Annotated in this window: 25 protein-coding genes and 6 tRNA genes; 11 read left to right on the forward strand and 20 right to left on the reverse strand. The window is 40.0% G+C overall.

Annotated elements, in window-relative coordinates; translation table 11 throughout:
• Positions 1-6: 6 nt before the first annotated feature.
• Together GQR45_RS08820 and GQR45_RS08825 are read left to right on the forward strand one after the other, a co-directional pair.
• The gene (locus GQR45_RS08820; RefSeq protein WP_165725695.1) at positions 7-261 is read left to right on the forward strand and encodes a hypothetical protein; all 255 of its coding nucleotides are present in this window, start codon (positions 7-9) and stop codon (positions 259-261) included.
• A 146-nt stretch (positions 262-407) separates the two neighbouring features.
• On the forward strand, positions 408-944 hold the full coding sequence (locus GQR45_RS08825) for a hypothetical protein (RefSeq protein ID WP_165725696.1): 537 nt from the start codon (positions 408-410) through the stop codon (positions 942-944).
• Positions 945-965: 21 nt separating this feature from the next.
• On the opposite strand, the gene GQR45_RS08830 is transcribed toward GQR45_RS08825, so the two are convergent.
• The gene (locus GQR45_RS08830) at positions 966-1,490 is read right to left on the reverse strand and encodes a CIA30 family protein (protein ID WP_165725697.1); all 525 of its coding nucleotides are present in this window, start codon (positions 1,488-1,490) and stop codon (positions 966-968) included.
• 82 nt (positions 1,491-1,572) lie between these two features.
• Positions 1,573-2,352, reverse strand: coding sequence for a hypothetical protein (locus GQR45_RS08835; RefSeq protein WP_165725698.1), 780 nt, complete (start codon positions 2,350-2,352; stop codon positions 1,573-1,575).
• A 180-nt stretch (positions 2,353-2,532) separates the two neighbouring features.
• Here GQR45_RS08835 and GQR45_RS08840 point away from each other — a divergent pair, with 180 nt between their 5' ends.
• The 3 genes from GQR45_RS08840 (at position 2,533) to GQR45_RS08850 (ending at position 5,659) form a co-directional block, all read left to right on the forward strand.
• Complete coding sequence (locus tag GQR45_RS08840) at positions 2,533-3,618, forward strand: alkene reductase (RefSeq protein WP_165725699.1); 1,086 nt, start codon at positions 2,533-2,535, stop codon at positions 3,616-3,618.
• A gap of 152 nt (positions 3,619-3,770) precedes the next feature.
• On the forward strand, positions 3,771-4,781 hold the full coding sequence (locus GQR45_RS08845) for an RDD family protein (protein ID WP_165725700.1): 1,011 nt from the start codon (positions 3,771-3,773) through the stop codon (positions 4,779-4,781).
• Positions 4,782-4,810: 29 nt separating this feature from the next.
• A complete protein-coding gene (locus GQR45_RS08850) occupies positions 4,811-5,659 on the forward strand; it encodes an alpha/beta hydrolase-fold protein (RefSeq protein ID WP_165725701.1) in 849 nt (282 codons plus the stop codon).
• Positions 5,660-5,688: 29 nt separating this feature from the next.
• Here GQR45_RS08850 and GQR45_RS08855 read toward each other — a convergent pair whose 3' ends face one another.
• From GQR45_RS08855 to miaB, 6 genes are read right to left on the reverse strand one after another with little or no spacing between them, the layout of a single operon-like run.
• Positions 5,689-6,117: a hypothetical protein gene (locus tag GQR45_RS08855; RefSeq protein WP_165725702.1), complete on the reverse strand. Its 429-nt coding sequence runs from the start codon at positions 6,115-6,117 to the stop codon at positions 5,689-5,691.
• Positions 6,118-6,176: 59 nt separating this feature from the next.
• Complete coding sequence (gene lnt, locus GQR45_RS08860) at positions 6,177-7,727, reverse strand: apolipoprotein N-acyltransferase (protein ID WP_346774197.1); 1,551 nt, start codon at positions 7,725-7,727, stop codon at positions 6,177-6,179.
• Positions 7,708-8,592: a CNNM family magnesium/cobalt transport protein CorC gene (corC, locus tag GQR45_RS08865; protein ID WP_007585597.1), complete on the reverse strand. Its 885-nt coding sequence runs from the start codon at positions 8,590-8,592 to the stop codon at positions 7,708-7,710. Before corC ends, lnt begins: the two co-directional genes overlap by 20 nt.
• Before the next feature lie 22 nt (positions 8,593-8,614).
• Positions 8,615-9,073 carry an rRNA maturation RNase YbeY gene (gene ybeY / locus GQR45_RS08870; RefSeq protein WP_002958542.1) on the reverse strand — a complete coding sequence of 153 codons (459 nt, stop codon included), beginning with the start codon at positions 9,071-9,073 and terminating at the stop codon, positions 8,615-8,617.
• Positions 9,074-9,077: 4 nt separating this feature from the next.
• On the reverse strand, positions 9,078-10,136 hold the full coding sequence (locus GQR45_RS08875) for a PhoH family protein (protein ID WP_007585598.1): 1,059 nt from the start codon (positions 10,134-10,136) through the stop codon (positions 9,078-9,080).
• 50 nt (positions 10,137-10,186) lie between these two features.
• A complete protein-coding gene (gene miaB, locus GQR45_RS08880) occupies positions 10,187-11,635 on the reverse strand; it encodes a tRNA (N6-isopentenyl adenosine(37)-C2)-methylthiotransferase MiaB (protein WP_010554713.1) in 1,449 nt (482 codons plus the stop codon).
• A gap of 169 nt (positions 11,636-11,804) precedes the next feature.
• Here miaB and GQR45_RS08885 point away from each other — a divergent pair, with 169 nt between their 5' ends.
• Together GQR45_RS08885 and GQR45_RS08890 are read left to right on the forward strand one after the other, a co-directional pair.
• Positions 11,805-13,061: an FAD-dependent monooxygenase gene (locus GQR45_RS08885; protein ID WP_024593866.1), complete on the forward strand. Its 1,257-nt coding sequence runs from the start codon at positions 11,805-11,807 to the stop codon at positions 13,059-13,061.
• A gap of 154 nt (positions 13,062-13,215) precedes the next feature.
• On the forward strand, positions 13,216-14,799 hold the full coding sequence (locus tag GQR45_RS08890; RefSeq protein ID WP_007585601.1) for a bifunctional diguanylate cyclase/phosphodiesterase: 1,584 nt from the start codon (positions 13,216-13,218) through the stop codon (positions 14,797-14,799).
• A 41-nt stretch (positions 14,800-14,840) separates the two neighbouring features.
• On the opposite strand, the gene GQR45_RS08895 is transcribed toward GQR45_RS08890, so the two are convergent.
• From GQR45_RS08895 to lolB, 12 genes are all read right to left on the reverse strand, one after another.
• Positions 14,841-14,915 (reverse strand) — tRNA-Gln (locus GQR45_RS08895).
• A 13-nt stretch (positions 14,916-14,928) separates the two neighbouring features.
• Positions 14,929-15,013, reverse strand: a tRNA-Leu gene (locus GQR45_RS08900).
• A 90-nt stretch (positions 15,014-15,103) separates the two neighbouring features.
• Positions 15,104-15,180: transfer RNA gene (locus tag GQR45_RS08905), tRNA-Met, on the reverse strand.
• A gap of 5 nt (positions 15,181-15,185) precedes the next feature.
• Positions 15,186-15,260 (reverse strand) — tRNA-Gln (locus GQR45_RS08910).
• Positions 15,261-15,299: 39 nt separating this feature from the next.
• Positions 15,300-15,384 (reverse strand) — tRNA-Leu (locus GQR45_RS08915).
• Positions 15,385-15,431: 47 nt separating this feature from the next.
• Positions 15,432-15,508: transfer RNA gene (locus GQR45_RS08920), tRNA-Met, on the reverse strand.
• Between the two features lie 332 nt (positions 15,509-15,840).
• Entirely contained in the window at positions 15,841-16,932 is a 1,092-nt protein-coding gene (gene ychF, locus GQR45_RS08925; RefSeq protein ID WP_007583951.1) for a redox-regulated ATPase YchF, read from the reverse strand.
• Positions 16,933-16,985: 53 nt separating this feature from the next.
• Positions 16,986-17,570 carry an aminoacyl-tRNA hydrolase gene (gene pth, locus GQR45_RS08930; RefSeq protein ID WP_007583954.1) on the reverse strand — a complete coding sequence of 195 codons (585 nt, stop codon included), beginning with the start codon at positions 17,568-17,570 and terminating at the stop codon, positions 16,986-16,988.
• 19 nt (positions 17,571-17,589) lie between these two features.
• A complete protein-coding gene (locus GQR45_RS08935) occupies positions 17,590-18,201 on the reverse strand; it encodes a 50S ribosomal protein L25/general stress protein Ctc (RefSeq protein ID WP_008171830.1) in 612 nt (203 codons plus the stop codon).
• A gap of 149 nt (positions 18,202-18,350) precedes the next feature.
• Complete coding sequence (locus GQR45_RS08940; RefSeq protein ID WP_007583957.1) at positions 18,351-19,298, reverse strand: ribose-phosphate pyrophosphokinase; 948 nt, start codon at positions 19,296-19,298, stop codon at positions 18,351-18,353.
• 88 nt (positions 19,299-19,386) lie between these two features.
• The gene (ispE, locus tag GQR45_RS08945) at positions 19,387-20,244 is read right to left on the reverse strand and encodes a 4-(cytidine 5'-diphospho)-2-C-methyl-D-erythritol kinase (RefSeq protein ID WP_165725704.1); all 858 of its coding nucleotides are present in this window, start codon (positions 20,242-20,244) and stop codon (positions 19,387-19,389) included.
• A 2-nt stretch (positions 20,245-20,246) separates the two neighbouring features.
• Complete coding sequence (gene lolB / locus GQR45_RS08950) at positions 20,247-20,834, reverse strand: lipoprotein insertase outer membrane protein LolB (protein WP_101164113.1); 588 nt, start codon at positions 20,832-20,834, stop codon at positions 20,247-20,249.
• A gap of 83 nt (positions 20,835-20,917) precedes the next feature.
• On the opposite strand from lolB, the gene hemA reads away from it, so the two are divergent.
• Genes hemA through GQR45_RS08970 form a run of 4 tightly spaced genes read left to right on the forward strand, consistent with a single transcriptional unit; the run spans position 20,918 to position 25,708 of the window.
• The gene (hemA, locus tag GQR45_RS08955) at positions 20,918-22,174 is read left to right on the forward strand and encodes a glutamyl-tRNA reductase (RefSeq protein ID WP_010554718.1); all 1,257 of its coding nucleotides are present in this window, start codon (positions 20,918-20,920) and stop codon (positions 22,172-22,174) included.
• 7 nt (positions 22,175-22,181) lie between these two features.
• Complete coding sequence (gene prfA / locus GQR45_RS08960) at positions 22,182-23,267, forward strand: peptide chain release factor 1 (RefSeq protein WP_007583962.1); 1,086 nt, start codon at positions 22,182-22,184, stop codon at positions 23,265-23,267.
• A gap of 2 nt (positions 23,268-23,269) precedes the next feature.
• A complete protein-coding gene (prmC, locus tag GQR45_RS08965; RefSeq protein WP_165725705.1) occupies positions 23,270-24,109 on the forward strand; it encodes a peptide chain release factor N(5)-glutamine methyltransferase in 840 nt (279 codons plus the stop codon).
• A gap of 54 nt (positions 24,110-24,163) precedes the next feature.
• Entirely contained in the window at positions 24,164-25,708 is a 1,545-nt protein-coding gene (locus GQR45_RS08970) for a response regulator (RefSeq protein ID WP_007583964.1), read from the forward strand.
• Positions 25,709-25,732 lie beyond the last annotated feature (24 nt).

Genomic DNA, 25,732 nt, shown 5'->3' on the forward strand with positions numbered 1-25,732 from the left:
TAAATTATGAATAAAGACGAATTACTTAAAATAGCCAAGGGTGATATTAACTTTACCTTTCAATCTATTATTTATGCATTAGCGCTATGCTTACTAGTTGCAGCTGTTTTTTTACTAGAGATGAGCGTTAACCTACAAATGGGTTTAATAGTTTGTATTATCGGTGTGTTTGGAATGACTATTTATAATAATTTAAATACTCGCCTAAATGCGGCGCTTGCACTTATTGCGCTCTCACAAGATAAGCAAAGCACTAAGTAAGCAACGAGTTAGTTTAATAAATTGGTATAAGCCCTACTTTAATAAAGTGGGGCTTTTTGCTTTTAGCTAACAATAAAATTTACTCAAGAATTTTAATACGAGGTCGATACCTATAAAAGAGACAAAGCTATTTTAGGGATAAAATAATGAAGATTTCACCGACTCCCATTGCATACCAAGTACACAGCTCAAATGCTCAAACTTTAGCGCAATCAGATAAACTACCTGTTGAAAAAGCGAGTGAAGAAAAGAGCGAGGAAGAAAATGAGGAAGAGCCAAAATATGTGTTATCAAAGTTTCTAGATACCAAAGCGCCAGAATATAGTGAAGATAACGCAACGTTTGGCAATCAATATAAAAACCTAGAAAAAGTATACAAGCACTTCACTGGGCGAGTTATTGCGCTGCAAGAACAAATTAATAAACTTAAACAAAGCCCCGTACAACGTAGTTTAACTATAAATACTTCTGCAAGTGAGCTAAATAAAAGTGATGCGAGTTTAACTCTAGATGCAGAGCACTTAGGCTCTAAAAAATATAAAAATACGCAACAGCAAGAACAAATAGATATGTTAGAGCTGCAATTAGGGGAGTTAAAGTCAGAGCAAGCAGCAATAAAACAACAAATGGTTGAGCTGGTTATTAGTGAAATGAAGAGACGGGGCGACGACTATACTATTTAGCGCCACCAACATACTGGTGGGCTAGCTTTTAAACTCACTTTTACCCACTTCAAGTTTAAACCTACCTTCTTGCTTGCCTGCAATCATAAAGTCTAGCTGTTTTATATCATCAAAATCAATAATCGGTTGTTGCTCAAGCACGCGGCCGCGATACGTTAAAGTAAAATCACTCGGAGCAAAGTTTATATCTACCCATTCATTTTTTACTGTTTTAAATGAGTGGGTGTACGCTGCGCCATCAAGATAATTGGTAGTTCTGAGCCTAAGCTGATAGGTTTGTCCATCCCCTTTAACGCGCAGTGCTATAGCTTTAGTATTTTGGCTTTGTGTATTTAGCTCTGTACGTATTGATGCAAAACCGCCGTTATTATCAAGCGAAACATTGCCTGTAAAAAGCAAACTTTCTTGAGTTTGTGTTACTTGGCTATTAGATACACCGCCCATTACTGAGTCGTTAACAACGTACCAGCGCTGGTTTGCATTCGCTTGTGCACTTACAGCTAATAAATTAAATACAAAAAGTGATGATAGTTGCTTTGTTGTCATACGTGTTTCCTAATTCGCATTAAGTAAGTGGGGTACTTACAACCAATACGCTTTAATAACGTATTTGTTCACTAATTTAAAACTAATTATTTTTACGAGCCCACTTATCCATTATTTTATTAAATAATATTTCATCATCAGTTTGCTCACCAGGGCAGGTCTGCGCGCTACCTTGAGGCATGCCATTACTACCAAATACGGTTGAAGTATCAATTAAATAGCATTTACCGTTAAATTTTTCTAATCGTCGTGTGCCTATTGTATTTTGGCTAATAACTTCCGATTTTTGTGATTTAACCGGTGATTTAACCGGTGATTTAATTGTGGGCGTGGCAGCTATTGCATCATCAGTACTGTCTGAGTTATCTGCTTCGCCAAACGTGACCATTTTTTTATGCGTTAAGTTATTTATAGGTGCGCCATAAATAGGCGCATACGGGTTAAGTTTTTTAAACGTTTGCGTGTTGGTATTAATGGTGTGGGCAGAGGGGTGAGATTTATTTGTAATAGTGGACTTTGTTACTGTTGTTGTTTTTGGTTTTTCGTCACGTTGTTTGGGTGCTTTAGTAGCTTGTGTTTGAGTTGTAGGTATTTTATTGGTGCTTACAGATTCAGGTGCTTTTTTTACCTCTAACTTTGCAGGCTCAACAATCGGTGCGTTAGTGGTGGTGTTAACGGTGCTTAACTTAGGTTGCGTTGATAAGTTAACCATTACATAAGCGTTTATTACGGTGTCTTTTTTTGTTGGAGGTACTTCAACTTTTATTTTTTGCGAAAGTAATTTATGTGAAAGTAATAAGTACAGCAACACGCCATGTATACATAACGAGATAACCCACGGCCACGCATTCCCTTTATTCACATCAAACCCTCAACTTAATAGTGCTGTTAAGAGTCAATAAAATACATTTAGTTCACCTAAAGTTAATGTGTTTTACTTTGTAGCTTTATTGCAGATACAACAAAACTATTTTGCAGTTTTTGTTGTTTTTGCATGTGCTTTGTTACGTTATTATGAGTGCAATCAAACTTAGGAGGCATTATGACATTACTTTTTGAACCAATAGAACTTGCAGGTAAAACATTAAAAAACCGTATTGTTATGCCCCCAATGACTCGCTCGCGTTCAACACAGCCTGGCGATATAGCTAACGACTTAATGGCAACATATTACGCACAGCGCGCAAGTGCCGGGCTAATTGTAAGCGAAGGCACACAAATTAGTGAACTTGGCAAAGGCTACGCTTGGACTCCGGGTATTTATTCAAATGAGCAAGTTGTAGGTTGGAGTAAAGTAACCAACGCAGTACATAGTGCTGGTGGCGTTATGTTTGCTCAGCTTTGGCATGTTGGCCGTGTAACTCATAGTGACAACACCGGTGGCGTGCAGCCTATTTCAGCCTCGGCCATTGCTGCAAAAGACGTAAAAGTATTTGTAGATACAAACGGCGCACCGGGGTTTGTAGACACCCAACTCCCACGCGAAATGAGCAAACAAGATATTACGCATGTCATAGGCGAATTTCGCCAAGCTGCTAAAAATGCAGTTAATGCAGGATTTGATGGCATAGAGCTTCATGCTGCAAATGGTTACCTTATTAACCAATTTTTAGATTCAGAATCAAATGCTCGCACCGATGAATATGGTGGCAGCGTGCAAAACCGAATACGTTTTTTAATTGAAGTGGTAAATGCTGTTAGCGACGAAATTGGTAGCAGCAAAGTAGGCGTAAGACTAGCCCCGTTAACAATTCTTAATGGCACAGTAGACGAAAACCCTGAGGAAACTTATTTAGCGGTTTCGGAGGCATTAAATAAAGCCAGCGTGGGTTACATGCATATAGCCGAAGCTGATTGGGATGACGCACCTTTAATGAGTGTTGAGTTTAAACACGCTATTCGTAAAGCCTACAGCGGTGTATTAATTTACGCAGGCAAGTACACAAAAGAGCGCGCAGACAAAGCACTTAGCGAAGGCTGGGCCGACATGATTGGTTTTGGTCGCCCATTTGTATCAAACCCAGACTTACCAGCACGCTTAAAGCAAGGCAAGCCTCTTAACAGCCACAACCCCGACACTTTGTTTGGTGGTGCAGAGCAAGGCTATACCGATTATCCAACGGTATAATTGCTAGTCAGTAATAAACATTGAGTAAAAACATGAAGGGCTGCATTTTATGCAGCCCTTTTTTGTGCACTGATTCTATTAGCTTTATCTTGAGCAAAAAATAAAAAACGCGTAAGTTAACCGGGTTACCTATTTTAATAACAAGAAAATAAATGAAAGCCAAAGAGATAGAACAATTAGAATTATCAAATTCTGAAACCCGAGAAGTTATTACCCCCTACGCCTTTAAAATAGACAGTGCTTTACTGGGCTTGCCTTTAGCTACGCCAATTCGGCGTGCACTAGCGATTATTATTGATGTAGCACTGATATTTTTAGCAGCCAAACTCAGCGCGGCTTTAATAGCATTTATTGCTGCAATGGCCTTTTATAAAGGTACGGCACAGCAATACCTTCCAAAAATGTCGAATGTGTGGCGAAGAATCTTAAAAATAACGGCAGCAAGTATTTTATTTGTAAGCGCACTTACAGTGCTTTCAATTGGCATTGATTACCTAGAAGACGATAACACTGATCAAGGTTTAGCTGTTCAGGGCGTAAAAATACAAGATGAAATACAGCTTACCGCCACAGAAAAACAACGGGTAAATACTTATTTAGCACAAACAGCTGATGAAAGCTGTGAGCAACCTTGCCAACAAAACGCGCTTGATAATTTAATCGGGCAAGTACCTAAATTAGCAGAAATGGACGACCTACAAAACCCACAACTTGCTACCGTACTTTTACAGCTACTAGTGCTCAGTGAAAATAACGAAATAAAGCCTGCACAGTTAATAGAAGAAAAACCTGCACAAACAACCACAAATAGTATTTTGCAGTGGAGCAAAGGCATTATTCAAGACTTAGGCTTAGGGTTTGGTTGGGCTGCTGTTTACTTTACGTTGTTCTCGTTACTTTGGCGCGGCCAAACACCGGGTAAAAAGGTATGTAATATTCGTGTGGTTGCCTTAAGCGGTGAGCCATTAGGTTTATTAGATTGTTTTGGTCGCTACGGCGGCTACGGCGCAGGCTTTGCAACGGGCTTATTGGGCTTTTTACAGATATATTGGGATCCAAACAGACAAGCCATTCAAGATAAAATATCAGCCACTGTGGTTATTAAAGGCAACTTGAATCAAGTTGTAAATGTTGAAACGGTAGAAGAGACTGTAAAAAGTTAAGTTTGCTCTTATTAATTACAAGGATGGTTATGAAAGCTTTATTAATGGCGTTTAGTTATCTGTATTTTATTACAGCTTCGTATGCATCAGAAAATATTGTGTTAGCAAAAAAACATCAGCTTAAGTCTATTATTTTAGGTGAGCAGCGCAGTTATAGTGTTTATTTACCACCAAGCTACAAGCAAAACCTCGAACGAGTATATCCTGTTATTTACTTGCTTGATGGCGGTCCAACCCATTTAAAAGCCTTAGCGGGGCTCGTTGAAGCACTCAGTACTGAGCGGCTAGAAAAACAAATTCAACAAGCAATTATTGTCGCTGTTCCTAACAGTAAAAATGCGATAAGAGAGCGCGACTTTACCCCTACCAATGTCGATTGGACTTTTAACGGCAAGCTACTCGAAAAATTTGAAAACATTGGCAATGCCGCAAACTACACTGTTTTTTTTGAAAAAGAACTTATTCCCTTCATTAATAAAAATTACCGTACATCAAATAAGCGGGTATTAATTGGGGAATCTTTCGGCGGCTTGTTCGCAAGTTATGTTTTACTTACAAATCACTCTTTATTTACTGATTACTTAATTATTGATGCAACCTACCTTTGGGATAATAATTATCTCAATCGTTATTTTGACGAGCAACAGCTTATAAATAAGCAGCTTAAAGGCAATGTATATTTTACTTTTGCTAATAATGCAGCTTTTGGTGAAATTGGAGAGGCTAATTATAAATGGGGCTTAGAGCTTGCTAAAAAACTAAAAGCGCACCCGAGTAACAGTTTATATATAAATCAACGTTACTTTGAAGAAGAAACTCATGGCACGGTGGCAGCGCTTAGTTGGTATTATGGTTTAATACGTTTATTGAAATTGTAAATAAAGCTTTCGGTTATTCCAACGCTTAATCAGTCCCTGAATAGCTTTATACCACTTGCTTTACTAATTTTTTGCAAGCTTCTATTAAAAGTATCAATTTGAATTTGTTTATTTGGGTATATGCTTTTTAAGTGTTTTATTAATAATGACATAAGACCTCTATTTCTATAGTTGGGTTCTGAATAGCACACCCAAATAAAGATAATTTCACTTATTTCATACATTAAATAAGCTTTGTTTTTAATAAATAAAACTTGATATGGATATAGAGAGTACTCTGAAAAGTTCATATGATCTAAATAAAAGCTTTTGAATCTATAAATATGATTCGATTTATATGTTACTGGATCTATGACTACTTCCTCTTCAACAAATTCACTTGCATCACAATCATAGGCGCACTCTGCAAAATTTAAGTTTAGTTTAGAAAACTCTATTAAGCTGTTTTGTTCAATCAAATTTGGCACCATTATTACTAAATAAAACGTTTATCGTTATTTTGTGATACTGGAGAAAATCACTTGGAAGATACATATCGAACGCCAACAACTCCCATCAACAACACAAATCCCCATACAAACACATTGCCGTATTGGCTGTACACGCTGTCGCCTTTTATGAGCTTAATGTTAGCTTTCAATGTTGTAGCTTCAAACTGAGGCATGGTTTGTTGTGTGTGGCTTATAGGGTCGTATACGGCGCTTACACCATTGTTTGTAACACGCACTAGAGGGCGTTGTAGCTCGAGCGACCGCATACGGGCTATTTGCATATGTTGCAAAGGTCCAATAGAGTCGCCAAACCAGGCATCGTTACTTACAGTAAAGAGTAGGTCGGAATCGCTTTTGTAATTACCGCGTACTAAATCTGCAAAAACAATTTCGTAGCAAATAGCGGGGAGTAAGTTATAGCCATTGGCGCGTAAGTTGTTTTGCACTTTGTCGCCACGGGTAAACGATGACATAGGTAAATCGAATAATGGGGCAATAGGGCGCAAAAAGTCTTGAAACGGTACAAATTCGCCAATGGGTAATAGCTGGTGTTTTTGATAGCGGTTTTTATCAAGGTAATGATAATGCCCGTGCTCGTCGCCGCGTTCTTTATTACCGACCACAATAAGCGTGTTGAATATATTTTTGGTGTCTCGCTGATAGTCAACAATACCGGTTACAAGGGCGGTTTTATTAAACGAGGCTGCACTGTCTAAATTGGCTAGGTAGGAATCAGCAAGCATTTCTATTTCAGGCACTGCGGCTTCTGGCCATACTATTAAGTCGGCATCCCAATGTGGGCGTGTCAGGTCTTGGTATTTGCTCATTGTGGTCCAAAACTCACTTGGCTCAAAGCGCAGGTGCTGCTGTATGTTCCCTTGTACGAGCAATACTGACATGTTTTTATCTGTGTAATGAATACTGCCGGTGGTGCTTGCGCCTGTAAAAATAAGCGCAACAGCTGTCGCAGTAACCGCCGGGGTTTTAAAATCTTTTTGGGTAAGTCTATATAGTGCAAAGCCAATAGCGACACAGGTGAGTGTTAAGCCAAACTCGCCAATATAAGGGGCAAGCAACCTTAAAGGTCCGTCGGTTTGTGTGTAGCCAAAACTTAACCACGGGAAACCGGTAAGTACGGTACTACGTAAATACTCGCTAATTGCAAAGCAGGCAATAAGCAATGCGCCAAAGCTTTTAGGACCAGCGGCAAAGCGTGTAGTTGCCCAAAAGGCAAGTGCGGGAAATAATGCTAAGTAGGCACACAAAAATGCCATTAACGAGAGCGATGCTATAAGCGGCATACCGCCAAAGGTGGCAATAGAAACATGTACCCAGCTTATACCCGCACCAAACCAGCCTAGGCCAAATATAAAGCCATATTTAGCAGCGGTTTTTGCGTGTGCTTTACCGGTATTATTGGGATTAACGCAAAAAATTATGGCACCAAGGCTAATAAATACGATGGGCCAAATTTCAAAGGGGGCGTAGCCAAAAGTTAAAACAAGGCCCGCAACGAGTGCGAGCCATGCTTTTTTATCTTTTGCTAATAGGGTAAGTCTAGTTAGCAGTTTCTTCACTGTCGTTATCATCAGCCTTAGGAACGGTGACTTGCAGTTGCAAAATACGACGATTGTCGGCGTTGGTTACTTTAAATTGGTAACCTTCTATGTCAATCGTTTCACCACGGCTTGGCATATGGCCAAATGCGTGCAGTACAGTTCCGCCAATAGTATCGGCTTCGTCTGTGCTGTAGCCTGTTTTAAAATGCTCGTTAAAGTCATCTACAGGTGTGAGTGCTTGCACTACGTGAACATGTTTAGCAAGTCGACGAATATCTTGATGTTCTTCTTCTTCGTCGTGCTCATCTTCGATTTCGCCAACAATTATTTCAAGAATATCTTCAATCGTTACCAAGCCCGATACGCCGCCGTATTCGTCAATAACAACAGCCATATGGTAGCGTTGCTGACGGAATTCGTTTAGCAATGTATCAACACGTTTGCTCTCAGGTACTACCATTGCTGGGCGTAAATAATCGCGTATTGATGGTAAATGCTCGTCTTTATTTAAGATCAGTGGCAATAAATCTTTAGCGAGTAAAAAACCTTCTACATGGTCTTTGTCTTCAATCACCACTGGAAAACGTGAGTGAGTTGAGTCAACCATCATTGGAATTAGCTCTTCAAGCGGGCTGTCGATCTCAAGAGTGATCATTTGTGAGCGCGGAACCATTATGTCTCGCACTTTAAGCTCAGACACGCCAAGCACACCTTCTATCATCTCTTTTGTTTCAGGATCGATTACGTCTCGTTCTTGCGCATCGGCAATAACTTCGACCAGCTCTTCTCTATTCTGGGGTTCCCCTTGCAACATTTGGGCTATTCTGCCCAACCACGTTTTGCCAGAAGAACCCTGGCTAGATTGCGAGTTACCGTCGCTCATTGCGTCTAATTGCTCCGTTAATTTAAATATCGTCCCGGTATGGGTCTGCTATGTTTAGCTCTGCAAGTAATTGCTTTTCGATGCTTTCCATCTCTAAAGCATCGTCACTCTTTATATGGTCAAATCCAAGCAAATGCAAGCATCCGTGAATAACCATGTGAGCAAAGTGGTCATGAAATGACTTCTCTTGCTCAATTGCTTCAGCTAATACAATGGCTGGGCAAATAATTAAATCACCAACCAAAGGAATATCTATTCCTGGTGGTGCTTCAAATTCGAACGACAGTACGTTGGTCGGTTTATTTTTACCGCGATAGTCGTTATTAAGTTGTTGCGATTGCGCTTCGTCGCTAATAACGATACTGAGTTCTGACTCGTCACGGTATTGGCTAAGGGCTTTGTCGGCCCACAGTGCAAATTGCTCTTCGCTTGGGAGGTTGTCAAACTCACAGGCTATTTGTAAATCAAGTTCGGTTGTCAAAGTATTACTCTTTAGTAGTAGGCTGTTGAAGAGCAGCAAGTGCGTCTTTTGCATTTTGCTTTTCAATGCGCTTTAGTCGCTCGCTTTCGTCGTTTCGCTCGTAGGCTTCAACTATGCGTGCTACAACAGGGTGGCGTACTACGTCTTGGGCTTTAAAGTAGTTAAAGCTAATTTCGTTTACGCCATCAAGTACTTCCATTGCATGGCGAAGGCCTGAGCGTGTTCCACGAGGTAAATCGACCTGTGTTATATCGCCTGTAATAACCGCTTTTGAGTTAAACCCTATACGGGTTAAAAACATTTTCATTTGCTCAGCGGTGGTATTTTGGCTTTCATCTAAAATAATAAAGGCATCGTTTAAAGTGCGTCCGCGCATGTAAGCAAGCGGAGCGACTTCAATGATATTTTTTTCGATGAGTTTTTCTACTTTTTCAAAACCTAGCATTTCAAAAAGAGCGTCGTAAAGAGGGCGCAGATATGGGTCTATTTTTTGACTTAAATCACCTGGTAAAAAACCAAGCTTTTCGCCGGCTTCTACAGCAGGGCGCGTTAATAATATGCGGCGTATTTCTTGGCGCTCAAGGGCGTCAACGGCGGCAGCAACTGCAAGGTAGGTTTTACCAGTACCAGCAGGGCCAATACCAAAGGTAATGTCGTGGTTTAAAATATTAGCCACATAAACACCTTGGTTATCGTTACGTGGTTTAATAACACCACGGCGCGTTTTAATCACCATTTCTTTGCCGTAAGCGCTGCTTGATGCGTCTTGCTCTAGGGCTTTTGATTCGGTAATAGCTAAATGAACGGCTTCGGGTTCTATTTCGCCTAAAACACCACGAACTGGCTGAGTATCAACATAAAGGTTTTTTAAGATTTCTACAGCGCCGGCGCAGTTGTGTAGTTTACCGGTTACTTTAAAAAAGTTGTCACGGTGAATTATTTCAACAGCCAGGTGGCGTTCAATTTGTTTGATGTTTTCGTCAAACGGGCCACATAAAGAAGAAAGGCGTTTGTTATCGGCAGGTTCTAAATAAATCTCTAATGTTTTTAACTGATTACTCAAAATTGCTTCCTATAGTACTGCGCCAGCGTTAACTGGCGCTAATAGTGTGACTAAGGAACGAAAGTAGCTACGCCAATTTCGTTAACAGTGTCTGGTTTTGGCTCTGCAGCTGCAGCTTTAGTTAAAATAGCTGAAGGAGCGATTTCACGTCGTAAGTTCATTTCTGATTCTGTACGAATTAAGTCACCACGTAAAGAGTTAGGTAGTGCTTCGGTAATACGTACGTCAACAAACTGTCCGATCACTGTGTGCGGGCCAACAAAATTTACTACACGATTATTTTCGGTACGGCCACGTAATTCCATTGGGTTCTTTTTAGAAGGACCTTCAACAAGTATACGTTGCTCTGTATCGAACATTTGACGGCTAATTTGCTGCGCCATTTGTGTAATACGGTTTTGTAGTAAGTATAAGCGTTCTTTTTTCTCTTGCTCTGTTACGTCATCTGGCAAATCTGCCGCTGGCGTACCTGGGCGGGCACTGTAAATAAAGCTAAAGCTCATATCAAAACCAATGTCGCTAATAAGCTTCATGGTCGCTTCAAAGTCTTCTTTACTTTCGCCTGGGAAACCAATAATGAAATCTGACGACATGCTTAAGTTAGGACGAATTTTGCGTAACTTACGAATTGTCGATTTGTATTCAATTGCCGTATGGCCACGTTTCATTAGGTTTAATATACGGTCTGAACCACTTTGTACTGGTAGGTGTAAGTGATCTACAAGCTCTGGTACATCAGCGTAAACGTCGATTATATCAGGCGTAAATTCTACCGGGTGCGATGTGGTGTAACGAATACGGTCAATACCATCAATAGCAGCAATAAGACGAATTAAATCTGAGAAGTAACATATTTCGCCATCGTGCGTGTCGCCGCGGTATGCGTTTACGTTTTGGCCTAGTAGGTTTACTTCACGTACGTTTTGCTCAGCAAGCTGTGCGATTTCAAGTAGTACGTCATCTACTGGGCGGCTAACTTCTTCGCCGCGAGTATACGGTACAACACAAAAAGTACAGTATTTAGAACAGCCTTCCATAATTGATACAAACGCAGATGGGCCATCCGCTTTTGGCTCTGGCAGGCGGTCAAACTTTTCAATCTCTGGGAATGAAATATCAACAACCGATGAGCCTTTGTTGCCTTGCACTTGTTTAATCATTTCTGGTAAACGATGCAATGTTTGCGGGCCAAAAATAACATCTACAAATGGAGCGCGTTGGCGAATAGAGTCACCTTCTTGTGAGGCAACACAACCACCTACACCAATTATTAAGTCTGGCTTATCGTCTTTTAACAACTTCCAACGACCTAACTGGTGAAATACTTTTTCTTGTGCTTTTTCACGAATTGAACAGGTGTTAAGTAAGATTACGTCGGCATCTGTTGCATCATCAGTTAGCTGGTAGCCGTTGGTGGCATCTAAAAGTTCAGCCATTTTCTGAGAGTCGTATTCGTTCATCTGACAACCCCAGGTTTTAATATGCAGCTTTTTGCTCATTGAAATATTGCCTCGTGTTCAATTCGATAGTGGCACAAAAATGTGCTAGAAACAGGATTAAGGAGCAAGCATGCTCACTTAAAGGAGGCGTATTTTAGCTGGATACCCGCCCAGATCCAAGTATAGTTTTCATGTTTGTGATCTCAAATCAATACGGGGCGAGTTTAATGTGCTGTTAGGGATATCCTCTGGTATAAAACAAATTAATTTTGATACAATCAAAACAGACTCAAGTAATAATAAAATGATGAAAAACATGACCAAAAATAATGTGATAGTGGTTGGCGGGGGCATGGTTGGCGCAGCTATGGCGATAAAGCTGGCTCAGCAAGGCTTTGGTGTGCGCATAATTGAAAAACACCTAATAGACCCATCGCACATTCTTAGTAGCGATAAGGTGGATATTAGGGTGTCTGCTATTAATCGTTTTTCAGAAAATTTACTTGATGAATTAGGGGCAATGCCTCTATTAAGGCAAAACCGCATTGCACCATATCAACAATTAGAGGCTTTTGAGCGCGGTGGTGACAATTTATTATTTGATTGCGCCGACATAAACACGACACATTTAGGCCACTTGATTGAAAATAGTTTAATTCAAGCAAGCTTGTGGCAGCAATTTGGGCATTATAAGATTGAGGTTATTGAGCAATCATTGCCGGTAACTAAAATAGAGCAAACGGATGATTTAATTACGCTTGTGTATGGTGATCAAACTTATACGGCTGATTTAGTAATTGCCGCCGATGGTGGGCAATCGCAGCTGCGCGATAAGGCGAATATTGGTATTACGGGTTGGCAGTACCAACAGCATTGCATGGGGGTGTTAATTAAACTCGATGCACCGCAACAAATTAAAACATGGCAACAGTTTACACCAAGTGGGCCGTTAGCATTTTTACCAATGCAGGCACCGTACGCTAATTTAATTTGGTACGACGATGCAAATACATTGCAAGCATTTAAAGGGTTAAACCCAACTCAGTTAAAAACGCACGTACTGAATAAATTCCCAGAACTTGCTGGAGACTTTGAAGTACAAACCCATGCAGTATTTCCGCTTACTCGCCAACATGCTAATAATTATTCGCAAGGGCGCTTGGTTTTAGTGGGCGACGCTGCGCATACAATTAATCCCCTTGCAGGGCAGGGCGTTAATTTAGGTTTTCAGGACGTAGTGGCACTTGCTGAGGTTTTAAACGAAGCAGGAGATATAGGTTGCCCACTAAAACTTAAAGAATACGAGCGAGCTCGCCGCAGGGCTAATTTATTAATGATGAGCATGATGGACGCGTGTTACTTTGGGTTTTCTAATCAAATTACGCCACTTAAATGGGCACGCAGCCAGTTTTTAAAAATGGCTAATAATACGGGGCCGATAAAAAACTGGGTTTTAAAATACGCAATTAGTGGTGATTTAGGCTAAATTTAAAGTAGATATTAGAAAGGCTCATTTATGAGCCTTTTTTTATGTCTGTTTTTAAGTCAGCAAATAGTGACTCGGCTATATTGAACACGGTTTTAATTTAACTGGTGTTACATCACTAAATCGCAATTTAATAACTTTAAAGAGCCTGTGTGTGGATAATTTTTTTACAGTAATAATTATTTTAGGTGCGCTACTACTTGTTGCTAGCTTAAAAACAACCGTTAAAGTTTGCAAAAAAACATCGCAAAGAGCATGGAGTGTACTGCTATGCGCTATTATTTTTTTTATTATAGGGTATTGGTGGATACTCTATTATTTTTCAAACCACGACATTGCACCCGTCGTTATGAATATGGTGGCTATGTTGTTACTTGGCGGTGGTGGGTTTGTTTTTTTAGTTATTAAACTGAGCTTAAAAAGTATTCTTAAAATAGAGCAAGCAACGCAGTATCAAAAATATCAAACTGAGCACGATAACTTAACAACTCTACCTAACCGCGATAAATTTTTTAAATCTTTAAGTAAACAAGTTGAATATCCTTCCCCATTTTCACTATTTTATATCGACTTAAATAACTTTAAACAAATTAATGATGCGTTTGGGCATCAGTGTGGTGACCAACTCTTGGCTGCATTTGCCAATAAACTAAATAAAGAATTATGCGGCATTGCTAAGTTATATCGAATAGGTGGCGATGAGTTTGCTTTTTTATTGCATACCGATACAGATGAAAGCATGAATTATTGTGTAAACATTATAAACTCAGCCGTCAAAAGTCCGTTTTGTACGAATGAGCAAATGGTTAAAATACAATTAAGTATAGGCGTAAGCCGTTTTCCTGATGATAGCCGATTGCCCGATCAGCTATTAAAAAAAGCTGACTTGGCACTGCATGAAGCTAAAAAAACATTTCAACCTTTGGTAAATTACTCATCTGCAATAGGTAAACGAGCTGAGGACTTTTTTGATTTATCAGCCAAAATTAAAGTGGCATTACATAAAGATGAGTTTGAGCTTTATTTACAACCCATAATGGACTCTAAAGATCTGCAATTACATGGCCTAGAAGCGCTTATCCGATGGCCGCAAGATGATGGTAGCTTTATTAGTCCAGAAAAGTTTATAACCGTAGCTGAGCGTACAGGGCTTATTTTTCCTTTATCGAAATGGGTTGTACAAGAAGCTGTTAATCATATTAGAAAGCTCAAGCTATTTGGTTTCACCGGTACTATACATGTCAACTTATCGACTAAAGATATTGAAAGCAGCGAGTTTTACGATTTTATAATTAGTTTACTCGCAACCGACCCTACATTAAGCGACTCGTTAATTTTTGAAATTACAGAAGGTGCAATGATGACAAATATACCGGCTGCTAGAAAAATGATGCAACAGTTGAGTATGCGCGGGTTTAAATTTAGTGTTGATGACTTTGGTACTGGCTTTTCGTCACTGTCATTATTAAGAGAGCTGCCAATCAATCAAATAAAAATTGATCAGTCGTTTGTCAAAGATATGCTTACTAACTCGCCTGATTACGCCATTGTAGAATCTACATTGTTTTTAGCGAGTCGATTAAATTGCGATGTAGTTGCTGAAGGAATAGAAACTAAAGAGGTAGAACAGGCGTTGTTGAGTCTTAACTGTGATTATTTACAAGGGTATTTATATAGCAAACCAATAAATATAGATGAATTTATAAATGTTTATTTAAGTGCAGAAAAAGTAAGTTGAATTTAATGAGTATTGAGAAGTTTTAGACAGAGGAGTCAAATTGGCTGGGATACCAGGATTTGAACCTGGGAATGCCAGGATCAAAACCTGGTGCCTTACCGCTTGGCGATATCCCAACNTATCAAGAAATGGTGCGGAAAGAGAGACTTGAACTCTCACAACCGAAGTTACTGGAACCTAAATCCAGCGCGTCTACCAATTCCGCCACTCCCGCATCGTTTGTACAATAAAGTACAGGTAGTTATTTTAAACTCTTCATTGAGCTGCAATTTAACTCTTGCAGAGCCATTTCTAAAAGAAGAAATGGTGGCTAAGACGGGATTTGAACCTGTGACCCCATCATTATGAGTGATGTGCTCTAACCAGCTGAGCTACTTAGCCATTGTTGGCTGGGATACCAGGATTTGAACCTGGGAATGCCAGGATCAAAACCTGGTGCCTTACCGCTTGGCGATATCCCAACAATAACAATTGATAGTTTTAATTCTTATCAAGAATTATGGTGCGGAAGGAGAGACTTGAACTCTCACATCCTAAGATACTGGAACCTAAATCCAGCGCGTCTACCAATTCCGCCACTCCCGCACACAAGGTAGTTATTTTAAACTCTTCATTGAGCAACAAAAAAATAATGGTGGCTAAGACGGGATTTGAACCTGTGACCCCATCATTATGAGTGATGTGCTCTAACCAGCTGAGCTACTTAGCCATCTTTTTTTGTTAGCACTTCATCGCTGAGTGCGGGGCGTATTATGCTGATATGACCCAAATTCGTCAACACCTTTTTTGCAAAAAAACACTTAACTGTGTTTGTTTGCAGGAAAATTAAGCTAACAGGCTAAAATTTAATAAAAATGCTGTTTTTTTAGCTGCCTTTAAGGCGCGGAATCTTAATTAACCCTGTACTTCTTTAATTAAGCGATATTACAAAGATAGACTAGTTGAGGCTAATTATTATTTTTATAATGCTTAAATACAAAAAAGGCTCGTAAAAACGAGCCTTTAAAAATTATTACCAAGTGAAATTGGTTTAATTTGTACTTATACGTTGAACAAGAAGTTCATTACATCGCCATCTTTAACAATGTACTCTTTACCTTCTTGACGCATCTTACCTGCTTCTTTTGCGCCACTCTCACCTTTAAAGGCAACAAAGTCGTCAAAAGCAATAGTTTGCGCACGGATAAAGCCACGCTCGAAGTCGGTATGGATTTTACCCGCTGCTTGTGGTGCTGTTGCACCTACAGGGATTGTCCATGCGCGTACTTCTTTTACGCCAGCTGTGAAATAAGTTTGTAATTGTAGTAATTCATAACCACCACGAATAACAAGGTTAAGACCTGGCTCTTCTAGACCAAGATCAGCCATAAACTCTAGCTTGTCTTCGTCATCTAGTTCTGAAAGCTCAGACTCGATAGCGGCACATACAGGAACAACAATCGCATCTTCAGCTGCGGCAATAGCGCGTACGCGGTCAAGGTATGGGTTATTTTCAAAACCATCTTCAGCAACGTTTGCAATATACATTGTTGGTTTAATCGTTAAGAAGTTAATAGAGCTGATTGCTGCTTTTTCTTCTTTAGTTAGTGCTAGACCACGTAAAGTTAAGCCTTCGTCAAGATGCACTTTTACTTTTTCAAGTACAGCATTTTGCTCTTTAGCGTCTTTATCGCCACCTTTTGCTTTTTTTGAATTACGGAAAAGGGCTTTTTCGGCGCTATCCATATCAGCAAGTACTAACTCAGTGTTGATTACGTCAATATCGTCAGCAGGGTCAATAGTGCCTGCTACGTGGATGATGTTTTCATCTTCAAAACAGCGAACTACGTGGCCAATTGCATCGGTTTCACGAATGTTAGCTAAAAACTGGTTACCAAGGCCTTCACCTTTAGATGCGCCTTTTACTAAGCCAGCAATGTCTACAAATTCCATACTGGTAGTAAGAACTCGTTGAGGATTAACTATTTTAGCAAGTTCGTCTAGACGAGGATCTGGCACAGGTACCACACCTGTATTAGGCTCAATGGTACAAAAAGGAAAGTTAGCGGCTTCAATACCCGCTTTAGTTAGTGCATTGAAAAGCGTTGATTTACCAACGTTAGGCAAGCCAACGATGCCACATTTAAAACCCATAGTAAGATACCTTGTTTAGAATTCGTTTAAACGGTGTACTTGGACCCAAGTTACTAGGGTTTAAACGAATGTAGTCTGTTTTGTGCTTTTAACACACCATCTTTTGCAAGTATTTCCATGCAACGAACTGCTTCATCAACGGCAGCATCCATTTTTTCTTGGTCTGCTTTGGCCGCTTTTCCAAGCACCCAACCAGTAACCATTTCACGATGCCCCGGATGACCTACACCAATGCGCAAGCGCATAAAGTCTTTTTGATTTGCCATTTTTGCAATAATGTCTTTTAAACCATTATGACCGCCATGCCCGCCGCCTTTTTTTAACTTGGCAACGCCTGGGTCTAAATCCAATTCGTCATGGGCAACTAAAATGTCCTCGACAGGGATTTTGAAAAAATTAGCTAAACTACCGACCGCTTTACCACTTAAATTCATGTAAGTAGTGGGGATCAATAATTTGAATTCTTGGCCTTGAATGATCACTTTGCCTGTAAGGCCGTGATATTTAGGATCGTATTTTAGGGTGCAGTTGTAGCGTGCAGCGATTTGCTCGATGAACCAAGCACCTGCATTGTGGCGTGTGTTTGCGTATTCGGGGCCTGGATTAGCCAGGCCCACAAGCATTTGAATAGAATTCAAGGTTGCGAGACCTTAAAAATTATTCTGCTGCTGCAGCGTCGTCTTCAACTGGAGCTGCTTTGTTTGCTTTGATAGTCAGGATAGACTGATCATGGCCTTCGCCTTTACCTAAATCTACAGAGCTAACGCCTTTAGGGAAAGTAAGGTCAGAAATATGAACAGAATCGCCAACAACAAACTTAGAAACATCTACTTCAATGAATTCTGGAAGTGCTTTTGGAAGACACGTAATTTCAACTTCAGTTAACTGGTGAACAACAGTTGCGCCAGCTTTAGTTACAATATCTTCACCGATGAAGTGAAGAGGAACTTTAGTTTGAAATTTATGAGTAGCATCTACACGTTGGAAATCAAGGTGAGTAAGCTTAGGCTTGAATGGGTGACGTTGGATATCTTTTAAGATTACTTCAACAGCTTCGCCATCTACGTTAAGCGTAAGGATATGCGTGTAAAAACCTTCGTCTTCTTGTGCTTTGATCATATCTTTATGAGCAAAAGTAAGAGATAAAGCTTCTTTGTCAGCTCCGTAAAGGATTGCAGGAACTTTGTCTTCGCGACGTAGGCGGCGGCTCGCACCAGTACCAGTTTCTACGCGAAGTTCAGCGTTATATGTATAAGTTTTGTTAGACATGATGTCTCCAGTTATTAAAATGTGTAGGGCCTTTGCGACCAAGGTCCCTAGCCAAAAGGCGCGCTATCATACCACCACGCCCAGACAAAATAAACATCGCTTACAAAAAAAGCGCCAAAAGGCGCCTTTATACTCAGGAATGTTTAATTTTAGTGTTCAAACATCGCTGAGATAGATTCTTCGTTACTAATACGACGAATAGTCTCTGCTAACATGTCAGCAAGCGTAAGTACCTTAATTTTATCAAGGGCTTTAAGCTCGTCAGATAGCGGAATTGAGTCAGTTACAATTACTTCGTCAATCATCGAGTCACGTAAGTTTTCTGCTGCTTTACCTGAAAGAATAGGGTGCGTTGCGTATGCAAATACGCGTTTAGCGCCATGTTCTTTAAGTGCTTCTGCGGCTTTACATAACGTACCACCGGTATCAATCATATCATCTACGATAATACAATCACGACCTTCAACGTCACCAATAATGTGCATTACTTGAGAAACGTTTGCTTGAGGGCGACGTTTATCAATGATTGCTAAATCGGTATCGTTTAGTAGTTTTGCAATTGCACGTGCGCGTACAACACCACCAATATCTGGAGATACAACAACGACGTCTTCAAAGTCGCGTTCTTTCATATCTTCAAGTAATACAGGGCTGCCAAATACGTTGTCTACTGGTACATCAAAGAAGCCTTGGATTTGTTCAGCGTGTAAATCAACCGTAAGAACACGGTCAACACCAACGCTTGATAAGAAATCGGCAACAACTTTAGCGGTAATTGGAACACGGGCAGAACGTACACGACGGTCTTGGCGCGCATAACCAAAATAAGGAATGACGGCAGTAATACGACCTGCAGATGCACGACGTAGAGCATCAACCATAACGATAAGTTCCATTAGGTTATCGTTTGTAGGGGCACAGGTTGATTGCAAGATAAAAACGTCCGAGCCACGAACATTTTCATTTATTTGAACACTGATCTCACCGTCGCTAAAACGGCCAACAACAGCATCGCCTAATTCAATATATAAACGTTTTGCAACTTTTTGAGCTAACTCAGGTGTTGCGTTACCAGCGAAGAGCTTCATGTCAGGCACGGTAGGGTTCCTCAGGCACTGAATATTTGGACTAACGGGCAATGATAAATACCACTGCGAGTTAACTTATGATTACTTGTACGTTACTTCATTGATCGAATATGGCGGTTAACTCCGTATGAGCAGGTGAGACATTTGCGCTTGAAGCCACAAAACCCTGCCAAGTATGGGGGAGATTTTCAAGTACATCTTGTGCTTGAACTTGACTAGCAAATTCGACAAAACAACATGAACCTGTTCCGGTCATCTTCGACGGTGCGTATTTTAGCAACCACTGGAGGGTTTTTTCAACCTCGGGGCAAAGCTTTTTAACTAAAGGCTCACAATCGTTGGCTAAAGTATGGTGTTTCCAATCGCCTATTATTTTTGGTGTGTCGCGTTTTAAATCTGGATGTGTAAATATTTTTGCGGTACTTACATGTTGATTTGGGTGTACAACGCAGTACCATTTTTGTTCAAGTTTTACCTGGTGTAATTTCTCACCAATACCATGCGCTATGGCGCTTTGCCCTTGTATGAACACCGGAACATCAGCCCCTAATTTAAGTCCTAATTGGGCTAGAATTTCTAAATTTAGTTCTAATTTCCATAATTTATTTAGGGCTAATAAAGTACTTGCGGCATCGGATGAACCACCTCCAACACCTCCGCCCATCGGTAAGCGTTTAATTAAATTTATTTTTACACCCAAAGAGGTTTTACAGTGTGTTTGTAATAATAAAGCCGCTTTATAGATGAGATTATCATTTAGGGGTATGTCTTTAGTATCACCACCGACAGAAATACCACCGTCTGTTGTTAGCTCAAAATGCAACTCATCACCAAAATTTAAAAAAGTAAATAAGGTTTCTAGTTCATGATAGCCATCTTCTCGGCGAGCATTAATATGTAAAAATAAATTGAGTTTTGCCGGAGCAATAAGTGAAAAAGAGGTTTTGTTATTCATACTTATTTAAACTGCCAATCGTAGAGTTGAATTTTTATTTTTATTTGTTGATGCTTTAACGTCAGTTTAGTTGGTAACCAGTAACCTGCGTTTTGTACGTAAGTGCCGTAATCTATTTGCCATTTTTTGCCTGTATTATCAAACCATAATACTTGCTTTGCGCGGCCTAGTTCATCAACGACTAAACTTTGATCGTCAATGGTGCCCTTAAGCCAGTTATCGGCGTTATCAACAGGGAGTGTAAAACCCGTTAAACGCTTTAAAAGCTCTGCAGCATTAGTATCAAAGTACTCATCGCCGTCAAACTCTAATTCAGCACCATTTGCTGTTTGTTTAAGCGACAAAATACGCGTACCAATAAAAGTAGTCAGTATTAAATTATTGGAATTTGTTGTTTGCTGCCAATTTAAGTTTGCAGATTGACGCTCTTCTGGGCTTATAAACGCGAGTTTACCCTCGACCTGCCAAGTTTTTTGAGCAGCTAAACGTGGCTTCCAATCATCATAAAGTGTTGTTTTTGTATCAATTTGATGGGCACAGCCACCTAATAATAAAAAAAACATGAATAAAATCAAATATTGTCGAATCAAATGTTGTTCCTTACTTTCCATATTCCGCTGATTTTTGGTAAAATTACCGCCTTTGAAGTAGGGCTCAGCAATATTTGGCAAATATGACCATAATAGCACTAGGTATAAATCACAAAACCGCATCCGTAGAATTACGTGAAAAAGTGGCTTTTTCGCCTGAGCAAATTTCAGAGGCGTTGCAACAATTAAGTGGCCATGCCGACTTTAATGAAGCGGTTATTGTGTCTACCTGTAATCGAACCGAGATCTATTGTAGCCTCGCTCAGCAAAATTCCCAAACACTGTTAACTTGGCTTGCCAGTTTCCATGGTTTGGATGAACATGAACTGAGCAGCAATATATACTGCCATGAAGGTAATGACGCCATTAACCACTTAATGCGCGTAGCGTGTGGGTTGGATTCTCTTGTGTTAGGCGAGCCGCAAATTTTAGGGCAAATAAAGCAATCGTTTTTTAGTGCTAAAACCCACGATGCAATAGGGGTTACTTTTGATAGGTTGTTTCAAAAAACCTTTTCGGTAGCGAAGCAAGTTCGCACTGAAACAAATATAGGCGCAAGTGCCGTGTCGGTTGCATTTGCGGCTGTTAATTTAGCAAAACATATTTATGGCAAGCTTGATCAAACCAATGTGTTATTGATTGGTGCTGGTGAAACCATTGAACTGGTTGCTAAACATTTATATCAAAATGAGCCTAAAAAAATTACGGTAGCTAATAGAACAATTGAACGTGCTCGCAGCCTTGCTGATGAAGTGTCGGCAGATGTTATCGCACTTGCACAGTTACCAGAACGTTTACATGAAGCCGATATAGTCATTAGTTCTACCGCCAGTACTTTACCTATTATTGGTAAAGGGGTGGTTGAGCAAGCGCTTAAGCAGCGCCGTCACAAGCCTATGCTATTTATAGATATTGCGGTTCCGCGCGACATAGAAAGCCAAGTAGGTGAGCTAGATGCTGCCTATTTATATTCCGTTGATGACTTACAAACCATTGTAAGCGAGAATATGGCAGCGCGTGAGCAAGCTGCACAGCAAGCGCAAATAATCATTACTGAACGCACCAAAGAATTTGCAATGTGGATGCGCTCACTCGATTCGGTAGATTTAATCCGCCATTATCGAAATGATGTACAAACAATTAAGTCAGAACTTGTAGAGCGTGCTGTTAGTCAGCTAAATACAGGTAAAGATGCAGAAAAAATTATATTAGAGCTCGCCAATAAATTAACCAATCGCTTAATGCACGCGCCTACCCGTGCAATACAAGACGCAGCGAAAAAAGGTGAAGTGGCGCAGCTAAACCAGTTGAAAAAAATGTTAGGTATTGATCAGGAATAACCGTTAAATGAAAGAGTCTGTTTATAATAAATTAGAAACCTTAGTAGAGCGTTACGAAGAAGTACAAGCGCTACTAAGCGACCCGTCGGTCATTAGTGATCAAAATCGTTTTCGTGGGCTTTCAAAAGAATACTCTGAGCTTGAAGAGATTGTAAAAACGTTTTTAACTTACAAAGAAACGCAAGATGATTTAGCCAGTGCAGAAGAAATGCTTAAAGATTCTGACCCTGAAATGCGTGAAATGGCGCAAGAAGAATATAAAGAAGCTAAAGCACAAATTTTGGTAATTGAAGATCAAATTCAAGTATTAATGTTGCCAAAAGATCCGCGAGATAACAATAACGTGTTTGTTGAAGTACGCGCTGGAACAGGCGGTGATGAAGCGGCTATTTTTGCTGGCGACTTATTCCGTATGTACAGCCGCTATGCAGAAACTAAAAAATGGAAAGTAGAAGTTGTGAGCACCAATGAGGGTGAGCACGGTGGCTACAAAGAAGTTATTGCAAATATTAGTGGCGAAGGCGTTTACGGTCAATTAAAGTTTGAATCAGGTGTACACCGCGTACAACGTGTGCCAGAAACTGAGTCACAAGGGCGAGTTCATACCTCTGCATGTACTGTTGCGGTAATGGCGGAAGTACCAGAGGCCGAAGCGATACAAATTAATACCGCAGATTTAAAAGTTGATACATTTCGTGCATCAGGCGCAGGTGGTCAGCACGTTAATAAAACAGATTCTGCTATTCGACTTACACATATACCTACCGGTGTTGTTGTTGAGTGTCAGGATCAGCGTTCACAGCATAAAAACCGTGCTAAAGCGATGTCGGTACTTGCAGCACGTTTGCAACAGGCTGAAGATGAAAAGCGCCATGCGGCAGAAGCATCTGAACGTCGTGACTTAGTAGGTAGTGGCGATCGTTCTGAACGTATCCGTACTTATAACTACCCACAAGGTCGTATTACTGATCACCGTATTAACTTAACACTTTATCGTTTGAATGAAGTGGTAGCGGGTGATTTAAGCTGCGTTATTGACCCATTAATGCAAGAACATCAAGCTGACTTATTAGCGGCTATGGGCGACGAGTAATCGTGAGCCAAACTCTTGAACAAGCTATTGCTGCAGGCGCTAATTTATTAGCACCTAGCAGCGAAAGTGCTAAATTAGACGCACAAGTTTTACTTCTACATATTCTTCAAAAACCTCACAGTTACCTTTTTACTTGGCCAGAGCATGCGCTTAATGCCGAACAACAACAGCAATTTAATACATTTTGCCAAAGACGTTTAAACGGTGAACCTGTTGCACATATTACGGGGCAACGTGAATTTTGGAGCTTATCGCTTGAAGTTAACGCAACAACTTTAATACCTCGACCAGATACTGAAACGTTAGTAGAACAAGCACTTGAAGTGGCTGTACCTGCTACAGCTAAAGTGCTTGATTTAGGCACGGGTACTGGTGCAATTGCGTTGGCATTGGGTAGTGAAATGCCTAATTGGCAAATTATTGCAGTAGATAGAGTAAGCGATGCAGTTGCACTGGCTACACGTAACCAGCAGCGATTGGCGATTAATAACGTTCACATTAAGCAAAGCAACTGGTTTAGCGAGTTACATGGTGAGAAATTCAACCTAATTGTCACTAACCCACCTTATATTGAAAGCAGTGATATACATTTAAATCAGGGCGATGTGCGCTTTGAGCCTTTGTCGGCATTAGTGGCTGATGATTGTGGAATGTCTGATATTAAACAAATAATTACACAATCACGTGACTATTTGTTATCTAGTGGCTATCTTTTAATAGAACACGGTTTTGAGCAAGGTGAAGCTGTTCGTCATTTTTTCAAAAAAATGGCATTTGTGAATATTAAAACAGTGAAAGACTTTGGTGATAATGACCGTGTAACGTTTGCACAGTGGCCCTAAAGAATAATAATTGCCTGCTAGTGCGTTAAATAATGCCATGAAGGAATTTCGACTATGATGGGTGATTTTTTATTTTCAGATGAGCCAGAAGAAGCAATCAATGAGATTGAACTCGGTACCTGGAAAGTATTAATCGTTGATGATGAACCTGAAGTTCATGCTGTTACAAAACTAGCGTTGAGTGATTTTGAGTTTCAAAATAAACGCTTAGAATTTATTAGTGCTTACTCAGGTGCTGAAGCAAAAGAGCTTGTGAAAGAGCATCCAGATGCAGCCATTGTACTACTTGATGTAGTAATGGAGACCGATGATGCCGGTTTGCAAGTTGCTAAGTTTATTCGTGAAGAAGCTAAAAATAATCATATTCGAATTATTTTAAGAACGGGTCAACCTGGTCAAGCACCTGAACGACAAGTAATTATTAATTATGATATTAACGATTACAAATCTAAAACAGAGCTAACGGCTCAAAAATTATTTACTGTTATTATGTCGAGCCTGCGCTCGTATCGGGATATTATTTCGATTGAGCAGTCACGCGAAGGGCTTGAGAAAATAATTATAGCGTCCCGTGATATTTTTTCTGCGCATTCAATAGAACACTTTATTGAAGGCGTTATGCAGCAGTTAACTTCTTTACTTGGTATTGCTGATCAAGCTATGTATGCAACTACTTTAGTTGCGCAAAATCCTGAAGCACAAAATAATAAAAAATTAATTGTTTGCTCGGGTACCGGTGACTTTGAAAAAAGTGAAGGTAAAGAGCTCGATGAGGTATTACAAGCTGAACAGTTAAGTGCATGTCATCAGGCGCTTAATGAAAAAAGCATTATTTATAAAGATAACTACTTATTTGCGTATTGTAGCAGTGAGTACAATCATAATTCGATGCTATTTATATCAGGTATTCCAAAGGATTTAACGGATACTCAGCGCCATTTAATTAAGATTTTCTCTCAAAACGTGCAACTTGCGTTTGAAAATGTACAACTTCAGTCTGAAATAGAAGCAACGCAACAAGAGCTTGTTTACAGGTTAAGTGAAGCGGTAGAGCAACGCTCAACAGAAACGGGTAATCATGTTAAGCGTGTAGCACATATTTGTCATATATTGGCACAAGGGTATGGCTTATCTAAGCATGATGCTGATTTAGTAAGGTTGGCGTCGCCTCTTCATGATGTAGGCAAAGTGGGCATTCCTGATGCGGTATTAAATAAACCAGCAAAGTTAGACGCCCAAGAATGGGAAGTGATGAAAACCCATACTGATAAAGGCTATACTATTTTAAAAGACTCGCCGCATGAGATTGTTAGTGCAGGCGCAATTATTGCAAAAGAGCATCATGAAAAATGGGATGGCTCTGGTTACCCACAAGGTTTAAGCGGAAACGCAATTAATGTATTTGGTCGTATAGTTGCACTTGCTGATGTATACGATGCACTTCGCCATAAACGATGCTATAAAGAACCTTGGACACTGCAAAACGTAGTTGATGAAATTAACGCTCAAAAAGGCACACACTTTGAACCAAAATTGGTTGAAGTATTTAACGAGAAGCTTGATGAGTTAGAAGCGGTTCTTAACCGTTTTCCTGATTAAATTTTTATAAAACAGAAGTACAGG

This window comes from Pseudoalteromonas sp. SA25, assembly GCF_011378705.1.
Lineage (GTDB): Bacteria > Pseudomonadota > Gammaproteobacteria > Enterobacterales > Alteromonadaceae > Pseudoalteromonas > Pseudoalteromonas arctica.